The 14,828-nt window shown below is 64.1% G+C and carries 14 protein-coding genes; 7 read left to right on the forward strand and 7 right to left on the reverse strand.

Annotation, left to right across the window (positions count from 1 at the left end):
* Window positions 1-124: 124 nt before the first annotated feature.
* Window positions 125-835, forward strand: coding sequence for a Crp/Fnr family transcriptional regulator (locus IF809_RS05550; protein WP_128964269.1), 711 nt, complete (start codon window positions 125-127; stop codon window positions 833-835).
* 87 nt (window positions 836-922) lie between these two features.
* Here the strand turns inward: IF809_RS05550 and IF809_RS05555 are convergent, their stop codons facing one another.
* Together IF809_RS05555 and hemN are read right to left on the reverse strand one after the other, a co-directional pair.
* Window positions 923-1,120 carry a DUF1858 domain-containing protein gene (locus IF809_RS05555; protein WP_128964268.1) on the reverse strand — a complete coding sequence of 66 codons (198 nt, stop codon included), beginning with the start codon at window positions 1,118-1,120 and terminating at the stop codon, window positions 923-925.
* Window positions 1,121-1,250: 130 nt separating this feature from the next.
* Window positions 1,251-2,603: an oxygen-independent coproporphyrinogen III oxidase gene (gene hemN, locus IF809_RS05560; RefSeq protein WP_128964267.1), complete on the reverse strand. Its 1,353-nt coding sequence runs from the start codon at window positions 2,601-2,603 to the stop codon at window positions 1,251-1,253.
* A 155-nt stretch (window positions 2,604-2,758) separates the two neighbouring features.
* Here hemN and IF809_RS05565 point away from each other — a divergent pair, with 155 nt between their 5' ends.
* From IF809_RS05565 to IF809_RS05575, 3 genes are all read left to right on the forward strand, one after another.
* Window positions 2,759-2,965: a hypothetical protein gene (locus IF809_RS05565; protein ID WP_462837045.1), complete on the forward strand. Its 207-nt coding sequence runs from the start codon at window positions 2,759-2,761 to the stop codon at window positions 2,963-2,965.
* A gap of 245 nt (window positions 2,966-3,210) precedes the next feature.
* Window positions 3,211-4,308: a copper-containing nitrite reductase gene (gene nirK, locus IF809_RS05570; protein WP_462837046.1), complete on the forward strand. Its 1,098-nt coding sequence runs from the start codon at window positions 3,211-3,213 to the stop codon at window positions 4,306-4,308.
* A 52-nt stretch (window positions 4,309-4,360) separates the two neighbouring features.
* Window positions 4,361-5,239, forward strand: coding sequence for an SUMF1/EgtB/PvdO family nonheme iron enzyme (locus IF809_RS05575; RefSeq protein ID WP_128964264.1), 879 nt, complete (start codon window positions 4,361-4,363; stop codon window positions 5,237-5,239).
* Window positions 5,240-5,282: 43 nt separating this feature from the next.
* Here the strand turns inward: IF809_RS05575 and IF809_RS05580 are convergent, their stop codons facing one another.
* From IF809_RS05580 to IF809_RS05590, 3 genes are read right to left on the reverse strand one after another with little or no spacing between them, the layout of a single operon-like run.
* Window positions 5,283-5,918: a GNAT family N-acetyltransferase gene (locus IF809_RS05580; protein WP_128964263.1), complete on the reverse strand. Its 636-nt coding sequence runs from the start codon at window positions 5,916-5,918 to the stop codon at window positions 5,283-5,285.
* Between the two features lie 22 nt (window positions 5,919-5,940).
* The gene (locus IF809_RS05585; protein ID WP_092302797.1) at window positions 5,941-6,591 is read right to left on the reverse strand and encodes a CoA transferase subunit B; all 651 of its coding nucleotides are present in this window, start codon (window positions 6,589-6,591) and stop codon (window positions 5,941-5,943) included.
* Complete coding sequence (locus IF809_RS05590; protein ID WP_128964262.1) at window positions 6,591-7,319, reverse strand: CoA transferase subunit A; 729 nt, start codon at window positions 7,317-7,319, stop codon at window positions 6,591-6,593. Before IF809_RS05590 ends, IF809_RS05585 begins: the two co-directional genes overlap by 1 nt.
* Window positions 7,320-7,581: 262 nt before the next feature.
* On the opposite strand from IF809_RS05590, the gene IF809_RS05595 reads away from it, so the two are divergent.
* Window positions 7,582-9,471, forward strand: a complete 1,890-nt coding sequence (locus tag IF809_RS05595) for an AsmA family protein (protein ID WP_164938979.1) — start codon at window positions 7,582-7,584, stop codon at window positions 9,469-9,471.
* An 88-nt stretch (window positions 9,472-9,559) separates the two neighbouring features.
* On the opposite strand, the gene dctA is transcribed toward IF809_RS05595, so the two are convergent.
* Window positions 9,560-10,942 (reverse strand): C4-dicarboxylate transporter DctA, encoded by a 1,383-nt coding sequence (dctA, locus tag IF809_RS05600; RefSeq protein ID WP_462837047.1) that lies wholly within the window; start codon window positions 10,940-10,942, stop codon window positions 9,560-9,562.
* Between the two features lie 55 nt (window positions 10,943-10,997).
* Window positions 10,998-12,071 carry a 4-oxalomesaconate tautomerase gene (locus tag IF809_RS05605; RefSeq protein ID WP_462837048.1) on the reverse strand — a complete coding sequence of 358 codons (1,074 nt, stop codon included), beginning with the start codon at window positions 12,069-12,071 and terminating at the stop codon, window positions 10,998-11,000.
* Window positions 12,072-12,189: 118 nt separating this feature from the next.
* On the opposite strand from IF809_RS05605, the gene IF809_RS05610 reads away from it, so the two are divergent.
* Window positions 12,190-13,128: a LysR substrate-binding domain-containing protein gene (locus tag IF809_RS05610; protein ID WP_462837049.1), complete on the forward strand. Its 939-nt coding sequence runs from the start codon at window positions 12,190-12,192 to the stop codon at window positions 13,126-13,128.
* A gap of 229 nt (window positions 13,129-13,357) precedes the next feature.
* Window positions 13,358-14,743 (forward strand): ABC transporter substrate-binding protein, encoded by a 1,386-nt coding sequence (locus IF809_RS05615; RefSeq protein ID WP_128964257.1) that lies wholly within the window; start codon window positions 13,358-13,360, stop codon window positions 14,741-14,743.
* Window positions 14,744-14,828: the final 85 nt, after the last annotated feature.

The raw sequence follows: 14,828 nt of genomic DNA on the forward strand, positions 1-14,828 counted from the left end.
GCAACTCCTGTGAATTCAAACGGTTGTCTGGAAAAATACTGCCGCACGGCCAGCCCGTTTTGCGCTATCGCAAACTGTCCGACGATTGCAGGTGCCATCACACTCCCAAGCCTGAGGAGGCAGAATGGCCAAGGTCGACACATCGCTGGTTGCACATTTGCCGCTGTTCGCCGGCGTCAAGCCGGAGGAACTCGACGAGATCCTGCGCGAGGCCCGCTCGGCGCGCTATCCCAAGAACACCGCCATTTTCGAGCAGGGCGCGGACGCGCAGTCCTTCTTCCTGCTGCTGCACGGCCATGTCCGCGCGGCCAAGACCACGCCGACCGGGGAGCAGATCGTGGTGCGCTACGTGGCGCCCGGAGAGACTTTCGGGCTCGCGATGGCGATTGGCTCCGCCCATTATCCCGCGACCGCGATGGCGGTCGACGACAGCGTGGTGCTGATCTGGCCGACCTCCGCCTGGCCGCGGCTGATCGAACGGTTTCCCGCGCTTGCCGCCAACACGATGCAGACCGTGGGCAAGCGACTGCAGGAAAGCCATACCCGCATCCTGGAAATGTCGACCCAGCAGGTCGAGCAGCGCGTCGCACACGCATTGCTGCGGCTCGCCAACCAATCCGGCAAGAAGCTCGACCACGGTGTCGAGATCGACTTCCCGATCAGCCGCCAGGACATTGCGCAGATGACAGGCACCACGCTGCACACCGTGAGCCGCATCCTCAGCGGCTGGGAGAGCCAGGGACTTGTCGAGAGCGGCCGGCAACGCATCATCCTGCGCGAGCCGCACCGGATCGTCGTGCTGGCAGAGCGAAACCCGGATAGCGGGGCGGCCTGAAGAAACGGGTGAGGGCACTCTCGCTTGCGGCGAAAGCTCTCCCTCACCCTGGAATCCGCGCGCCCTCCGCGCAGACTCCGATCCGCCTCACGCCGGCACGCAATCGCTCAGCGCGGCCAGGAATTTGTCACGGTCGATGCCATGCTCGCGGCAGGCGTCATCCACGGTGTGGAAGGTCGCGATCGGACAGCCAACACAGGCCATCTTGAAGGCGAGGAACACGCGGATCGTGTGCGGCGCCATACGCATGATGTCATCGACCAAATCGTCAGATCGGAAAGGCATGGACAACTCCGTTCCGAAATGACGATAGCGGAGGGGATCATAGTTTCTTTGTGGAAGCGCAAGCTGGCGGTTGCTTCTCTGCCGTCATTCCGCAGCGAGCGTAGCGCGAGCCCGGAATGACGGCGAACCTTTACACAGCCCGGCTGTGCAGTTGCTTGCCCGGATCCAGATGCGCATCGAAAGCGGCAGCAACGCTGCGGACGAGGAAGCGCGAGTCGTTCGCAACCGCGATATGGCTGCCATCCAGCCGCACCACGCCGTCGGAGATCAGCGACTTCAGGCGTGGCGCAGACTGCAACATCGCCTCCGGCTCAGTGCCATGTCGCGCGCAGATGTCGGCGAGATCGGCGCCGAACTCGCACATGATCCGTTCGATGATGTCGGCGCGCAACCGGTCGTCTTCAGTGAGCCTGTAGCCTTTCGCCGTGGCGAGGCGGCCATCCGCGATGCTGTGCTGATAAGCACCGATCTGCACCTCGTTCTGGACATAGCCTTGCGGCAGATGTCCGATTGCGCTGGCACCGAAGCCGAGCAGCACCTCACTTTGGTCGGTGGTGTAGCCCTGGAAATTTCGCCGCAGCGTCCCCTGCTCGAAGGCCACGGCCATGGCATCATCGGGGCGGGCGAAATGGTCGAGGCCGATCTGCACATAGCCGGCCTCCTTCAGCGCGTTGGCGATGGCGCAGGCCTGGTCGTGACGCGCAGGACCGTCAGGCAGATGGCTCTCGTTGATCATGCGCTGGTGCTTCTTGAAATCAGGCACATGCGCGTAGCCGAACACCGAGAAACGAGCCGGCGCGAGCGCGAGCGAACGCCGCACCGTATCCAGGCAGGATGCGATGGTCTGGTGCGGCAGGCCATAGATCAGGTCGAAATTGAGTCCCTGGATTCCGGCCTGCCTGAGCATGTCGACGACGGAAGCGGTCTGCTCGTAACTCTGCACGCGGTTGATGGCACGCTGCACGACCGGATCGAAGCTCTGCACGCCGAGACTGGCGCGGTTGACGCCGGAGAGCCGCATCGCCTCCACCATCTCCGCGGTCAATGTGCGCGGGTCGATCTCGACCGCGATCTCGGCCGAGGGCAGCACGAAGAAAGCATGGCGCATCTCCGCCATCAACTCGGCAAAGGCATCCGGTGCCATGATCGTCGGCGTGCCGCCGCCGAAATGGATGTGCTCGACCTTGATGCGGCGGCCAATGGTGTCGGCGACCTGCGCAATTTCGCTCCGCAGCGTGCGCTGATAGGCTGCAATCAGACCATCGCGACGCACGATCTGGGTATGGCAGCCGCAATACCAGCACATCTCGCGGCAGAACGGCACGTGAAGATAGAGGGACGCGCTGGCGTTGGAGGGAAGCTCGGCCAGCCAGCGTGCATAGGTATCGGCACCGATCGCGGCCGAAAAATGCGGCGCGGTCGGATAGCTCGTGTAGCGCGGCAATCTTTCTTCGCCGTAGCTCGCAGCGAGATCAGTCCTCATAGCTTATCCATTCGTAAATTCATTCGCTTGCAGTCACGGCAAGCTCCGGATGGCATTAGATTACCCGCTTTCGCGGGGATCACCTTGCGCTCGCTCAAAGTCAGAGCACCGGATTGAGACCATGATAACGATCATTACCCTTTGGGAGACAGGCCATGGCGTCGCTCGCGCTCGATCTCGTTCTCTGGCTTGCCGGTATTCGCGGCCATATCCCGCGCTTCGACGATTTTCGTCCCGTGCCCGTCACGCCGGCCGCCAGCGGAGGCCATCACATACGCATGATGGCCATCGTGATCGCGGTGCTCGCCGTGGTCGCGCTCGCGGTCTGGGGCACGGTCCGGATCGCGATCGAGCTTCTCTGATCGACGCATCCGATATTCGCAATCGAACACACTGAACATGCGAATGAGTTGCCGCTGACGCGGCCAATGATGCGAAGTGTGTCGCGTGATCTGCGGCCGCGCCCTTTGCCTGTCCTTCGGCAACGCTCTTAAGGATTGTACCGGAGGCGAATCCGGCGAAAGCTTGTCGCAGCGCAAACACTCTTGCCACAACAGGAGCACACTGCATCCGTCATCAAAACCCTTTCACATGAAGGATGCTTCCGATGTTCACCCGCAGAGCCGCATTGATCAGCGCCGCCGCGACCGCCCTGATGCTGGCAGCCCCCGCCTTCGCGGCCGAGGATCTCAAGCTGCCGCGCCAGAAGATCGAACTGGTCGCACCGCCCTTCGTGCATGCGCACGAGCAGGCGACCAAGCAGGGTCCCAAGATCCTCGAGTTCACGCTCACGATCCAGGAGAAGAAGGTCGTGATCGACGAGAAGGGCACCACGTTCCAGGCCATGACCTTCAACGGCTCGATGCCGGGTCCGCTGATGGTCGCGCATGAGGGCGACTACGTCGAAGTGACGCTGGTCAATCCCGCGAGCAACACGATGGCGCACAACATCGACTTCCATTCCGCAACCGGTGCACTCGGCGGCGCCGCCCTCACCCTGATCAATCCCGGCGAGCAGGTCGTGCTGCGCTGGAAGGCGACGCGGACCGGCGTGTTCGTCTACCACTGCGCCCCGGGCGGCCCGATGATCCCCTGGCATGTCGTCTCCGGCATGAACGGCGCGGTGATGGTGCTGCCGCGCGACGGCCTCAACGACGGCAAGGGCCACGCCCTGAAATACGACAAGATCTACTATATCGGCGAGCAGGACATGTACGTGCCGCGCGACGAGAAGGGCAATTTCAAGTCCTACGACTCGCCGGGTGAAGCCTTCACCGACACCGAAGAGGTGATGAAGAAGCTGATCCCCACCCATGTCGTGTTCAACGGCAAGGTCGGCGCACTCACCGGCAAGAACGCGCTGATCGCCAATGTCGGCGAGAACGTGCTGATCGTACATTCTCAGGCCAACCGCGACAGCCGTCCGCATCTGATCGGCGGCCATGGCGACTATGTCTGGGAAACGGGCAAGTTCTCCAATCCGCCCGAGACCGGGCTCGAGACCTGGTTCATCCGCGGCGGCTCGGCGGGAGCGGCGATGTACAAGTTCCTGCAACCCGGCATCTACGCCTATGTCACGCATAATCTGATCGAGGCGGCCGATCTCGGTGCCACCGCGCACTTCAAGGTCGAAGGCAAGTGGAACGACGATCTGATGACCCAGGTGAAGGCGCCTGCGGAAATCCCGCCCGGTACCACCAACTAGACGCGACGCGGGGCCGGCAACAGCCGGCCCCTTCTTCCTTCCGGGGGCGACCATGCTGATCGCATTCAAGCTTAAACTGGTGCTCGCCTGCGCGGCCGGATTCGCCGGACCGCTCGCCGTTGCGCCGCTGGTTTCCGAGATGACGGCTCACGGCACACAAAGCGAGCCCGCGATCGTCGAGATCGCCGCCGGCAGCTTCGCATATCGCGAGGCCGGGGATTTCACCCGCGGCGGGGAGCAGGCCGAAGCGCCGCTGCGTACATTGCAATTCGACAGACCGCTTCACATCATGCGAGAGCAGGTCTCTTCCGCCGACTATCAGCTTTGCGTGGAGGATGGCGCCTGCCGCGCGCTGGACAAGGACGTCGTGATCGCGCCCGACCGCCCCGTCGTGCAGGTGAACTGGCACGATGCGGAAGCCTATGCGGTCTGGCTGTCGCGCAAGACGGGTAAGCATTATCGCCTGCCGAGCGATGAGGAATGGGCGTTCGCCGCGGGCGCCAGGTTCAGGGATGACGGCGTGCCGGTCGATCAAAGCGATCCCTCGAAGCGCTGGATCAGCCGCTATGAGCGCGAATCCGAGCGCGGCTCCTCCGACACCAGGGCCTATCCGTTCGGCAAGTTCGGCCTGAACGAGCGCGGCGTCTCCGATCTCGCCGGCAATGTCTGGGAGTGGACCTCGACCTGCTTCGTACGCTCGCACCTCGATGCGTCAGGCAATGCCGGCCGACCGACGGTGAATTGCGGCGTGCGTGTCGCCGAGGGCGCCCACCGCGCCTATGTCACCGACTTCATTCGCGACGCCCGCGCCGGCGGCTGCGCACAGGGCGTGCCGCCCGCCAATCTCGGCTTCCGCCTGGTGCGGGAGGAGAGGACCTGGATGGCGAGCGTGTCGGCACGGTGGAGCAAGGTCTGGGCGGCGCGGTCGTAGGCCACGTCGTCGCCGGATCGCTTCCAATCGAGGCGCGGCGCAATCACATCGTCCGCGCGAACATGCGAAAGCCCGGCGCGCCGATGATCGACTCGAAGGCGGGATCGCGCTTCTCTTCGGCAAACGCGAAGCCCGCCTTGGCATAGGCGCGCTCGGCGGGCTCGTTGCCGATCAGGAACGAGATCGTCGCGCGGGCAAATCCGGCCGCCCGCCCCTTCTCCAGCGCGTGTGCGATCAAGGCCTGCACGAGACCACGGCCGCGATAGGCCGGATCGGTGGCGACATGCTCGATCATCCAGTCGCCCTCGCCGCCCTGAACCCAGCAGGCTCGCGTGTAGGCACCGCGCTGTCGGATGGCGTCCAGTTCCGCCGCGGCGAGCCCTGTCGCGAAACCGACCTCCTCGATCGCGCGCCAGGCCAAAAGGCCGGTGTTCGCCGCAGGCACGGCGCAGAGCGCCGCTGCCGGTTTCCCGTCAATCTCCGCGACCAGGAACTGCGAGACATGCCACATCGACACCGCGCGTGCCGTCGCAACGCGCGCAATGAAATCGAGGCACCGCGCTTCAGGCCAGCCGAGCGCGACGTCGAACCAGCCGCGCGAGCGATAGCCGCGCATCGATGACAGGATGATTCCGGCGATGAAATCGGCGTCTTCGGGACGCGCAGACCGGATCGTCATGCGCGCCCCCTTGGCGAAGACCTTACGTGTTCTTCAGCGCGACGCGGAATTCGGCCTCGGTCTTGGCCTTGACCTCGTCGAGCGTGACGCCGTCGGCGAGCTCGATCAGGGCCATGCCGCCGCTGCCGTGCTTGTCGATGGTGAAGACGGCAAGATCGGTCACCACCATGTCGACGACGCGCTCGCCGGTCAGCGGCAGATTGCACTTCTTCAGCAGCTTGGCGCCGTCCTTGGCGGAGTGCTCCATCACCACGATGACGCGCTTGACGCCGGCGACGAGATCCATCGCGCCGCCCATGCCCTTGACCATCTTGCCGGGGATCATCCAGTTGGCGAGATCGCCGTTCTGGGCCACCTGCATGGCGCCCAGGATCGACAGGTCCATGTGGCCTCCGCGGATCATGCCGAAGGAATCCGCGCTGGAGAAATAGGAGGTCGAGGGCAGCTCGCTGACGGTCTGCTTGCCGGCGTTGATGAGATCCGGATCGACCTCGTCCTCATACGGGAACGGGCCCATGCCGAGCATGCCGTTCTCGCTCTGCAGGGAGACATCCATGCCGTCGGGGATGTAGTTCGAGACCAGCGTCGGGATGCCGATGCCGAGATTGACGTAGTAGCCGTCGCGCAGCTCCTTGGCGGCACGCGCCGCCATCTGTTCGCGGGTCCAGGCCATCAGACTTCTTCTCCCGTTGCAGCCGCAGAGGGACGCGGCCGGGTGTTGCGGAACTCGATACGCTTCTTGGCCGTGCCGACCTCGACGATGCGCTTCACGAAGATACCGGGGGTGTGGATGTGATCGGGATTGAGCTGGCCCGCCGGAACCAGATGCTCGACCTCGGCGACCGTGATCCTGGCCGCGGTCGCCATCATCGGGTTAAAGTTGCGCGCGGTCTTGCGGTAGATGAGGTTGCCGGCGGTGTCGCCCATCCAGGCGTGCACGATGGCGAGGTCGGCGAACAGGCCGCGCTCCATCAGATACTTCTCGCCGTCGAACTCCTTCACTTCCTTGCCTTCGGCGATCAGCGTGCCGACGCCGGTCTTGGTGTAGAAGGCCGGAATGCCGGCGCCGCCGGCGCGGATGCGCTCGGCCAGCGTGCCCTGCGGATTGAACTCGAGCTCCAGCTCGCCGGCGAGGAATTGCTGGGCGAACAGCTTGTTCTCGCCGACATAGGACGAGATCATCTTCTTGATCTGCCGGGTTTCCAAGAGGCGGCTGAGACCGATGCCGTCGACGCCCGCATTGTTGGAGACGACCGTCAGCCCCTTCACGCCGGACTCGCGGATCGCGTCCGACAGCTCCTCGGCGATGCCGCAGAGGCCGAAGCCGCCCGACATGATCATCATATTGTCTTTCAGAATACCGTCGAGGGCCGACTTCGCGTCGGGATAGACCTTATTCATGCAGGAAACCTTCGGCTTGCAGGCGTCGCGCCCTATTGGCGGCGATTATTAGGCGAAATCGTCCGAAGCCGTCAATGATACGGGGTTCTCCGCATCGCGGCCCGGTGCTAGAAGCTGCCCACACCGTGGGCAGACCCGTCCGCGGCCTTGAAAGCGACAAGAAAACCCATCAAGTTGCAGGGGTTGGGCGTGGGGGCGCTCAGGTTTCCCGCCCCGCCCATTTGGCTCCAGCGACCAACTCGATCAGGACATGCCATTGACCATGGCCCAAGGAATGAAGCGCCTCGGCACGCCGATCGCGGCGCTGCTCGGCGTTGCGCTGATCGCCTTGATCGCGACCTCCTGGCTCATCAACCGCGACGCGCTGCGCAAGGCCGTGGAAGCGCAGATCCGCGACGTCACCGGGCTCGAGCTCAGTGTGGCAGGCAGCATCGACATTTCCGTGCTGCCGGCGAGCTACATCTCCTTCCATGACGTCGGCCTCAAGGGCGGCGGCACGGCCGACCCCGCGCTCCATGTCGACGTACTCACCGCCAATCTCCGCCTGCTGCCGCTGTTGCTGCAACGATTCGAGATCGCCGACCTGACGCTGCTGCGGCCTCACATCCATGTCAGCCTGAAGCCGGATGGCGAGAGCAACTGGACTCCCTTCATCCAGACCATCGCACGCACGATGAAGCCCGGCGCCGACAACCAGGTCTCGTTCTCGGAAATCAGGATCCAGGACGGCGTGCTCAATTACGAAGACATGGCAACGCACGCGACCGAGAAGTTCGAGGACATCGATCTGTCGCTGGCCTGGCCCTCCATCTCGCGCTCCTTCGCTGCGACCGGGCAATTCGACTGGCGCGGCGAGCGCGTCGACGGCTCCATCAGCTTTGCCGATTTCGTCGCCGCCCTCTCCGGCGACCGTTCCGGGCTGAAGGCGCGGATCGCGAGCGCGCCGCTCAAGCTCGCCTTCGACGGCAGCGTCGCCAACCGCACCAGCCCGATGATGGAAGGCACCCTCACCATCGATAGCCCGTCCTTGCGCAACGCGCTGCGCTGGACCGGGCAGCCGCAGCCCGGCAGCGGCGGCTTCGGCCGGTTCACGCTGAAGGCGCGCGCCAACGTCGTCGGCGCCTCGATCGCACTCACCAACGTCAATGTCGAGCTCGACGGCAACGCCGCCGAGGGCGTGATGACCTATGCCAACAACGGCCGGCAGACCTTGCAGGCGACGCTCGCCGCCGACGCGCTCGACTTCACGCCTTACATCTCGACCTTCCGCCTGCTCGCGAGCGGGGCGCGCGACTGGAACAGGCAGCTGTTCGACCTCAACGGCCTCTCGACCACCGACCTCGACATGCGCCTGTCGGCAGCCAAGCTGACGGTCGGCCCGACCAAACTCGGCCGCACCGCGATCGGCGCCAATCTGCGCAACGGCACGCTGGCGCTCTCGGTCGGCGAGGCGCAGGTCTATGGCGGTATCGCCAAGGGTTCGTTCGGCATCTCGCGCGCCGACACCGTCGCCGACATCAAGGCGCAATTCCAGTTCACCGACGTCGACCTCCAGGCCTGTGCCACCGAACTGTTCGGCCTCAGCAAGCTGTCCGGCCGCGGCAACATCAACGTGTCTCTCGTCGCCTCCGGCTCGAGCCCGTTCGGTCTGATGCAGTCGCTCGACGGTACCGCCACGGTGACCGGGCACGACGGCGCGATCTCGGGCTTCAATGCCGAGCAGCTCCTGAAGCGGCTCGAGCGCCGCCCGCTGTCCGGCGGCGGCAATTTCCGGAACGGCTCGACGCCCTACGACAACCTCACCATTGCGGTGAAATTCGCCGACGGGATCGCCACCGCCGAGGACATCCGCATCGAGGGGCCTTCGGCGAAGATCACGCTGACCGGCACCGCGTCGGTGCCGACGCGCGAATACGACATGAAGGGTGTCGCCAGCCTCAACACGGCCTCCGGCTTTCAATTGCCCTTCATGGTGCAGGGTCCCTGGGACGATCCGCTGATCTTCCCCGACCCCGAGGCCCTGATCCGCCACTCGCCCGCCGCGTCTCCTTTCCTCGACCTCTTGAAGCAGCGCATCACCGGCGGAAAGCGGCAAGAGCCTGAGGGATCGCCGACGGCGGAGAACGCCAAAGAGAACGCCAAATCCAACTAGCGCGATCGATGCCGCTCTCTCCGTTCGGTCGTCTCCTTAACTTCAGGCGCGACTTGCCGGGTTGAACGCGGCGAGCGGCTGGTTTCCGTCAGGCAGCCGATCGCGTCGTCGCGATCCAGCTCTTGTCCTCGGCTACCGTCGCCTCGCGGATCCCCGCGCCGGCCGGGGCTTGCAGAGCGCCGCTCTGCCCGAGTTCACGGGCCAGCACTTCGCGGTCACAGGCATTCTCCCACAGGGAAACAGTGATCGCCGCGACGCAGTTGCTGATCATGCTGGTCAGGGCCCGCGCTTCCGACATGAAGCGGTCGATGCCGACCAGCAGCGCCACGGCGGTCACCGGCAGATCCGGCATGACGGTGAGGGTCGCGACGAGTGCGACGAAGCCGCTGCCGGTGACGCCTGCCGCCCCTTTGGACGTCAGCAGCATCAGTCCGAGCATCGCCGCGATCTGCCCCCACGACAGGTTGATATCGCAGGCCTGCGCGATGAAGATGGACGACAGGGTGAGATAGATGGCACTGCCGTCCAGATTGAAGGAATAGCCCATCGGCAGCACGAGCCCCGACACGCCTTTCCGGCATCCGAGTTGCTCCAGCTTGCGCAGCGCGCCAGGCAGCGCCGGCTCCGACGAGGACGTGCCGAGCACGATCAGCAATTCTTCCCTGAAATATCGGATGGTCTTCCACAGGCTGAAGCCGTTCAGCCGCGCCAGCGTCCCGAGCACGACGACCACGAAGACGGAACAGGCGATATAGAAGGTCAGGATCAGCAGTCCGAGGGAGCCGATCGAACGGACACCGTAGCGGCCGACCGTGAACGCCATGGCGCCGAAGGCTCCGAGCGGCGCGAGCTTCATGATGAAGCCGAAGGACACGAACAGCACGTGCGAGAACGAGGCGACCGCCTTTGTCACCGCGACACCTTGGTCGCCGGCACGGCTGAGACCAAAAGCGATCAGGATGGAGACCAGAAGGACCGGCAGCACCTCGCCGTCCGCAAACGCGCCAAAGAACGAATGCGGGATGATGTGCAGCATGAAGTCCGCAAAGCCGGTCGTAGCTGCCTGCTTGGTGAATTTCGCAGCCACCGACGGATCCAACGTCGCGACTGAAACATGCATGCCCGCGCCCGGCTGGATCAACGAGACGGCCATCAGCCCGGCCAGCAGCGCGAGCACGGTCAGCAGATAGAACAGCGCCATGGACTTCACCAGCGTGCGGCCGACCTCGCGGGAATCGCTGATGCTGTTGATGCCGCTCACGATGGTGCAGAACACGATCGGTGCGATCATCATCTTGACCAGCTTGACGAAGCCGTCGCCGAAAGGCTTCAGCGCGGCGCCGAATTCAGGCCAGAAGTGGCCCGTGAGGACGCCGAGCATGACGCCGATCAGGACCTGGACGTAGAGGATCCGGTAGAACGGCTTCCGCGCCTCGATGACCTCGTATCCAATCCGCGCTTCCTTGTGCATGATCGCTTCTCCCATGGCTCTGATTTTTTCTTGATGGCTGCAAAAGCGGTGGCCCTCAGGCCGCCAGGACCGCATGAGGCACGTGCGACCGGCGAGCGAAGATCTGGCCCTCGAAGATCCGGCGGGCCGTCCGCTGCACCCGGGCGACCGGCCCGGGCTCCAGCCGGACCAGGAGCTGGCCGGAGGGATGGGCGAGCGTGATCGGCACCGGCGCCGTCAGCGGTCCGACCATCTCCGCGGCGATCGTTCCGGGCGTGAGGCACGCCGTCGCAATCGCGACGGCGCCGGTCACCGCCAGCGCGCTATGGCAGTCATGCGGCATGAAGTACCTGACGTTCAACGTCGCCCCGCTTGCCGGTGCAATCAGAACCGGCTTCGGGATCACCATGTTGGCGGCGTCAGGAAGACCCATCAGGCGCCCGGCCTCGATGCGCAGCGTTTCGAGACGCGCGCGAAAGCTGCTGTCGGCGAAGTCCGAAGGCGCCTCACGGCCGGTGCAGCCCAGGTCCGCCGCGCGGACCAGCATCACAGGCATTGCCGCGTCGATGCAGCTCACGTCGATCCCATCGATGCGGTCGACCGGCCGTCCCGTCGGCAGCAGGCGACCGGTGCGTGCGCCGGCCGCGTTCGGAAACGACAGTTCGATGGGCGCGGCCGTTCCCGGAACGCCGTCGATCCGCGCCTCGCCCTCGTAAGTCACGCGCCCGCCGGGGGTGGCGACCGCCGCATCGATCAGCTTGCCGGTGTTGACGTTGTGGATGCGCACATGGGTGATATCTGCTGTCGCGGCGACCAGGCCGGCTTCGATTGCGAACGGCCCCACCGCCGCCAGCATGTTTCCGCAGTTCGGCGACGTATCCACGACCCCTTCGCGGACACGGACCTGGGCAAACAGGTAGTCGACATCGGCGCCTGGAACCGATGCCGGTCCGACGATCGCCACCTTGTTGATGACGGCATTGCCGCCGCCGATCCCGTCGATGCCGAGATCGTGCCCGCCTCCCATCACCGACAACAGCAACGCATCGCGCTGCTGCGGATCGACCGGAAGGTCGCGGGCCAGGAAAAACGGCCCGCGCGAGGTCCCACCGCGCATGACCACACAGGGAATGGCAATCTGATCGTTCATGGTGCTGTTCCGTTCGGCGAACTCTTCGCCTGACCCAGAACATCCTCCCTCCGAACTCTTTTGTGAAATGCAAATATCTGAGGTATTATTTCGTATATCGGTATAATAGGAGCTCGCCATGAACGCAGAACTGCTCGACCTCAAGGCGTTCATCACCGTCGCGGAAACGGGAAGCTTTGTCCGGACCGCCAAGGCGCTCAACCTGTCTCAACCAGCGCTGAGCCGCCGCATTCAGAAGCTGGAGGAAAGCCTCGGCGCTCCGTTGCTGGAGCGGTCGACGCGCCACGTCAATCTCACCATGACCGGCCGCGACTTCCTGCCAAAGGTGCGGCGCCTGATCGACGAGTTCGAGACTTCCGTGCTCGCCATCCAGGATATCGGCGCGCGAAGCTCGGGCCTGGTCTCGGTGGCGGCGGTGCCGACAACGGTGTTCTACTTCCTGCCGCGCGCGATCGGCCGGTTTGCCGAAGCCTATCCGCGCATTCGCGTCCGCATCCTGGACATCGGTGCCAACGAGGGATTGGAAGCGGTCGCGCGCGGAGAGGTCGACTTCGGCATCAATTTCATCGGGGCCTCGCATGCCGAGATCGAATTCGAGAAGCTGGTCGAGGATCCTTTCGTGCTGGCCTGCCGCCATGACCATCCGCTGGCATCGCGCAAACAGGTCAGCTGGCCGGAGATCGTGCCGCACCGGGTCATCACCGTCGGCCGCAACAGCGGCAATCGCGCCTTGATCGACAATGCGCTGGCGCGACACGGCCTGCAGCTGAACTGGTCCTACGAAGTCGCTCACCTCTCCGGCTCGCTCGGCCTCGTCGAAGCGGGCCTCGGCATCGCCGTGCTGCCACGGCTGGCGACACCCGCCGCCGGCCATCCGATCATTCACACCATTCGCTTGACCGAGCCGGAAGTGTCGCGGACGATCGGCATCGTGCGCAGGCGCGGGGCGACACTCTCTCCGCATGCCAGCCAATTCCTCAAGATGCTGCTCGAGGCATGGCGTTCTCCTCCGCAAGCCCGCGGGCAAGGCAAGCCGCGGTCAAGCCGTTCGAAATAGAGGCTCGTAGGCGCGTGGCGCTGCGCTTGGTCGGGCTGAGCCGCGACGCACAAGGCGAATTGATTGCCGCGAATTGATGCGGCGATTGGATCGATGCGCGCGTTAAGCATCTCCCTGAGGCTCTGTCCCCGCGACATTGGTCTGACAAGATGGCGCTAGATCGGACTTCCGCCATGCGCTAGTGTTTTATCCGACCGGTTAAAACACCGGCCGTTTGAGGGAGAAAAACGTGAGATCCAAGGTTATTGGCGCAGTATCATTGGCGGTCGCTGCGGTCGGGCTGTTTGCAGCCGCCGCACCCGCCTTTGCGCAGCAGAAGACGATTACGGTCTGGTGGAGCAAGGGCTTCTACCGCTCCGAAGACGACGCACTGATCGAGACGATCAAGAAATTCGAGGCCAAGACCGGCATCAAGGTCGAATTGTCGCAGTATGCGATCCAGGACATGATTCCGAAGACGGTCGCCGCCCTCGACGCCGGCACCGTGCCCGATGTCGCCTACTCCGATTCCTATGACGTGCAGGCACAGGGCAAGTGGGCCTATGAAGGCAAGCTCGAGGATCTCACCGACGTCATGGAGCCGATCAAGGATCGGTTCGTGCAGAACACGCTTGACGCCTCGATCCTCTACAACGACGTCGCCAAGAAGAAGGCCTATTACGGCTTCCCGCTGAAGCAGCAGAGCATGCACGTCCAGATCTGGAACGACATGCTGGAGAAGGCCGGCTTCAAGCAGAGCGACATTCCGAACGACTGGACCGGCTACTGGTCGTTCTGGTGCGACAAGGTGCAGCCGGCGATCCGCAAGGCCACCGGTCAGCGCATCTATGCCGTCGGCCAGCCGATGGGCGTGGAATCCACCGATGCCTTCCAGTCGTTCTACACCTTCATGGATGCCTATCACGTCAAGCTGGTTGACGACGACGGCAAGCTCCTGGTCGATGATCCCAAGGTCCGCGACGGGCTGATCAAGGCGATGAAGGACTACACCGACACCTACATCAAGGGCTGCACGCCGCCGTCCTCCACGACCTGGAAGGATCCGGACAACAACGTCGCCTTCCACAACAAGACCATCGTGATGACCCACAACTTCACGATCTCGATCGCGGCGAAGTGGTACGAGGACTCGCAGAACCAGGCGCTCACCCAGGAGCAGCGCGATGCCGGCAAGAAGGCCTATGAGCAGGACATCATCACGGCGTCCTTCCCCAAGGCGCCGGATGGCTCGACGATCAAGTACCGCTCCGACGTGAAGACCGGCTTGATCTTCACCGCGGCCAAGAACAAGGCCGAGGCCAAGCAGTTCATCAGCTTCCTGCTCCAGGAGGATAACGTTCGCCCCTATATCGAGGGCGCGCTCGGCCGCTGGTTCCCGGTGACCAAGGAAAGCCAGGAAAGCCCGTTCTGGCAGGCTGACAAGCACCGCAAGGCGGTGTACGCGCAGTTCAAGGGCGGCACCGCGCCGTTCGACTTCACCAAGAACTGGAAGTTCACGATCCTCAACAACGAGAACGTGTGGGCCAAGGCGATGAACCGGGTGGTCAGCGAGAAGGTTCCGGTCGACAAGGCGGTCGACGAACTGATCGCCCGCATCAAGCAGGTCGCGGGTTAAGTCCATCCTCCCTCTCCCCGCCTCGCGGGGAGAGGTGTAAGAACAACACCGGCCGCGTTTCGCGGCCGGCTTCTCTTTGAAGAGT

The sequence above is a fragment of the Bradyrhizobium sp. UFLA06-24 genome, from assembly GCF_054967145.1.

Bases quoted from the DNA above. Each gene is read 5' to 3' on its own strand.
- IF809_RS05550 (WP_128964269.1), top strand. From the start codon at position 125: ATGGCCAAGGTCGACACATCGCTGGTTGCACATTTGCCGCTGTTCGCC.
- IF809_RS05555 (WP_128964268.1), bottom strand. From the start codon at position 1,120: ATGCCTTTCCGATCTGACGATTTGGTCGATGACATCATGCGTATGGCG.
- hemN (WP_128964267.1), bottom strand. From the start codon at position 2,603: ATGAGGACTGATCTCGCTGCGAGCTACGGCGAAGAAAGATTGCCGCGC.
- IF809_RS05565 (WP_462837045.1), top strand. From the start codon at position 2,759: ATGGCGTCGCTCGCGCTCGATCTCGTTCTCTGGCTTGCCGGTATTCGC.
- nirK (WP_462837046.1), top strand. From the start codon at position 3,211: ATGTTCACCCGCAGAGCCGCATTGATCAGCGCCGCCGCGACCGCCCTG.
- IF809_RS05575 (WP_128964264.1), top strand. From the start codon at position 4,361: ATGCTGATCGCATTCAAGCTTAAACTGGTGCTCGCCTGCGCGGCCGGA.
- IF809_RS05580 (WP_128964263.1), bottom strand. From the start codon at position 5,918: ATGACGATCCGGTCTGCGCGTCCCGAAGACGCCGATTTCATCGCCGGA.
- IF809_RS05585 (WP_092302797.1), bottom strand. From the start codon at position 6,591: ATGGCCTGGACCCGCGAACAGATGGCGGCGCGTGCCGCCAAGGAGCTG.
- IF809_RS05590 (WP_128964262.1), bottom strand. From the start codon at position 7,319: ATGAATAAGGTCTATCCCGACGCGAAGTCGGCCCTCGACGGTATTCTG.
- IF809_RS05595 (WP_164938979.1), top strand. From the start codon at position 7,582: ATGGCCCAAGGAATGAAGCGCCTCGGCACGCCGATCGCGGCGCTGCTC.
- dctA (WP_462837047.1), bottom strand. From the start codon at position 10,942: ATGCACAAGGAAGCGCGGATTGGATACGAGGTCATCGAGGCGCGGAAG.
- IF809_RS05605 (WP_462837048.1), bottom strand. From the start codon at position 12,071: ATGAACGATCAGATTGCCATTCCCTGTGTGGTCATGCGCGGTGGGACC.
- IF809_RS05610 (WP_462837049.1), top strand. From the start codon at position 12,190: ATGAACGCAGAACTGCTCGACCTCAAGGCGTTCATCACCGTCGCGGAA.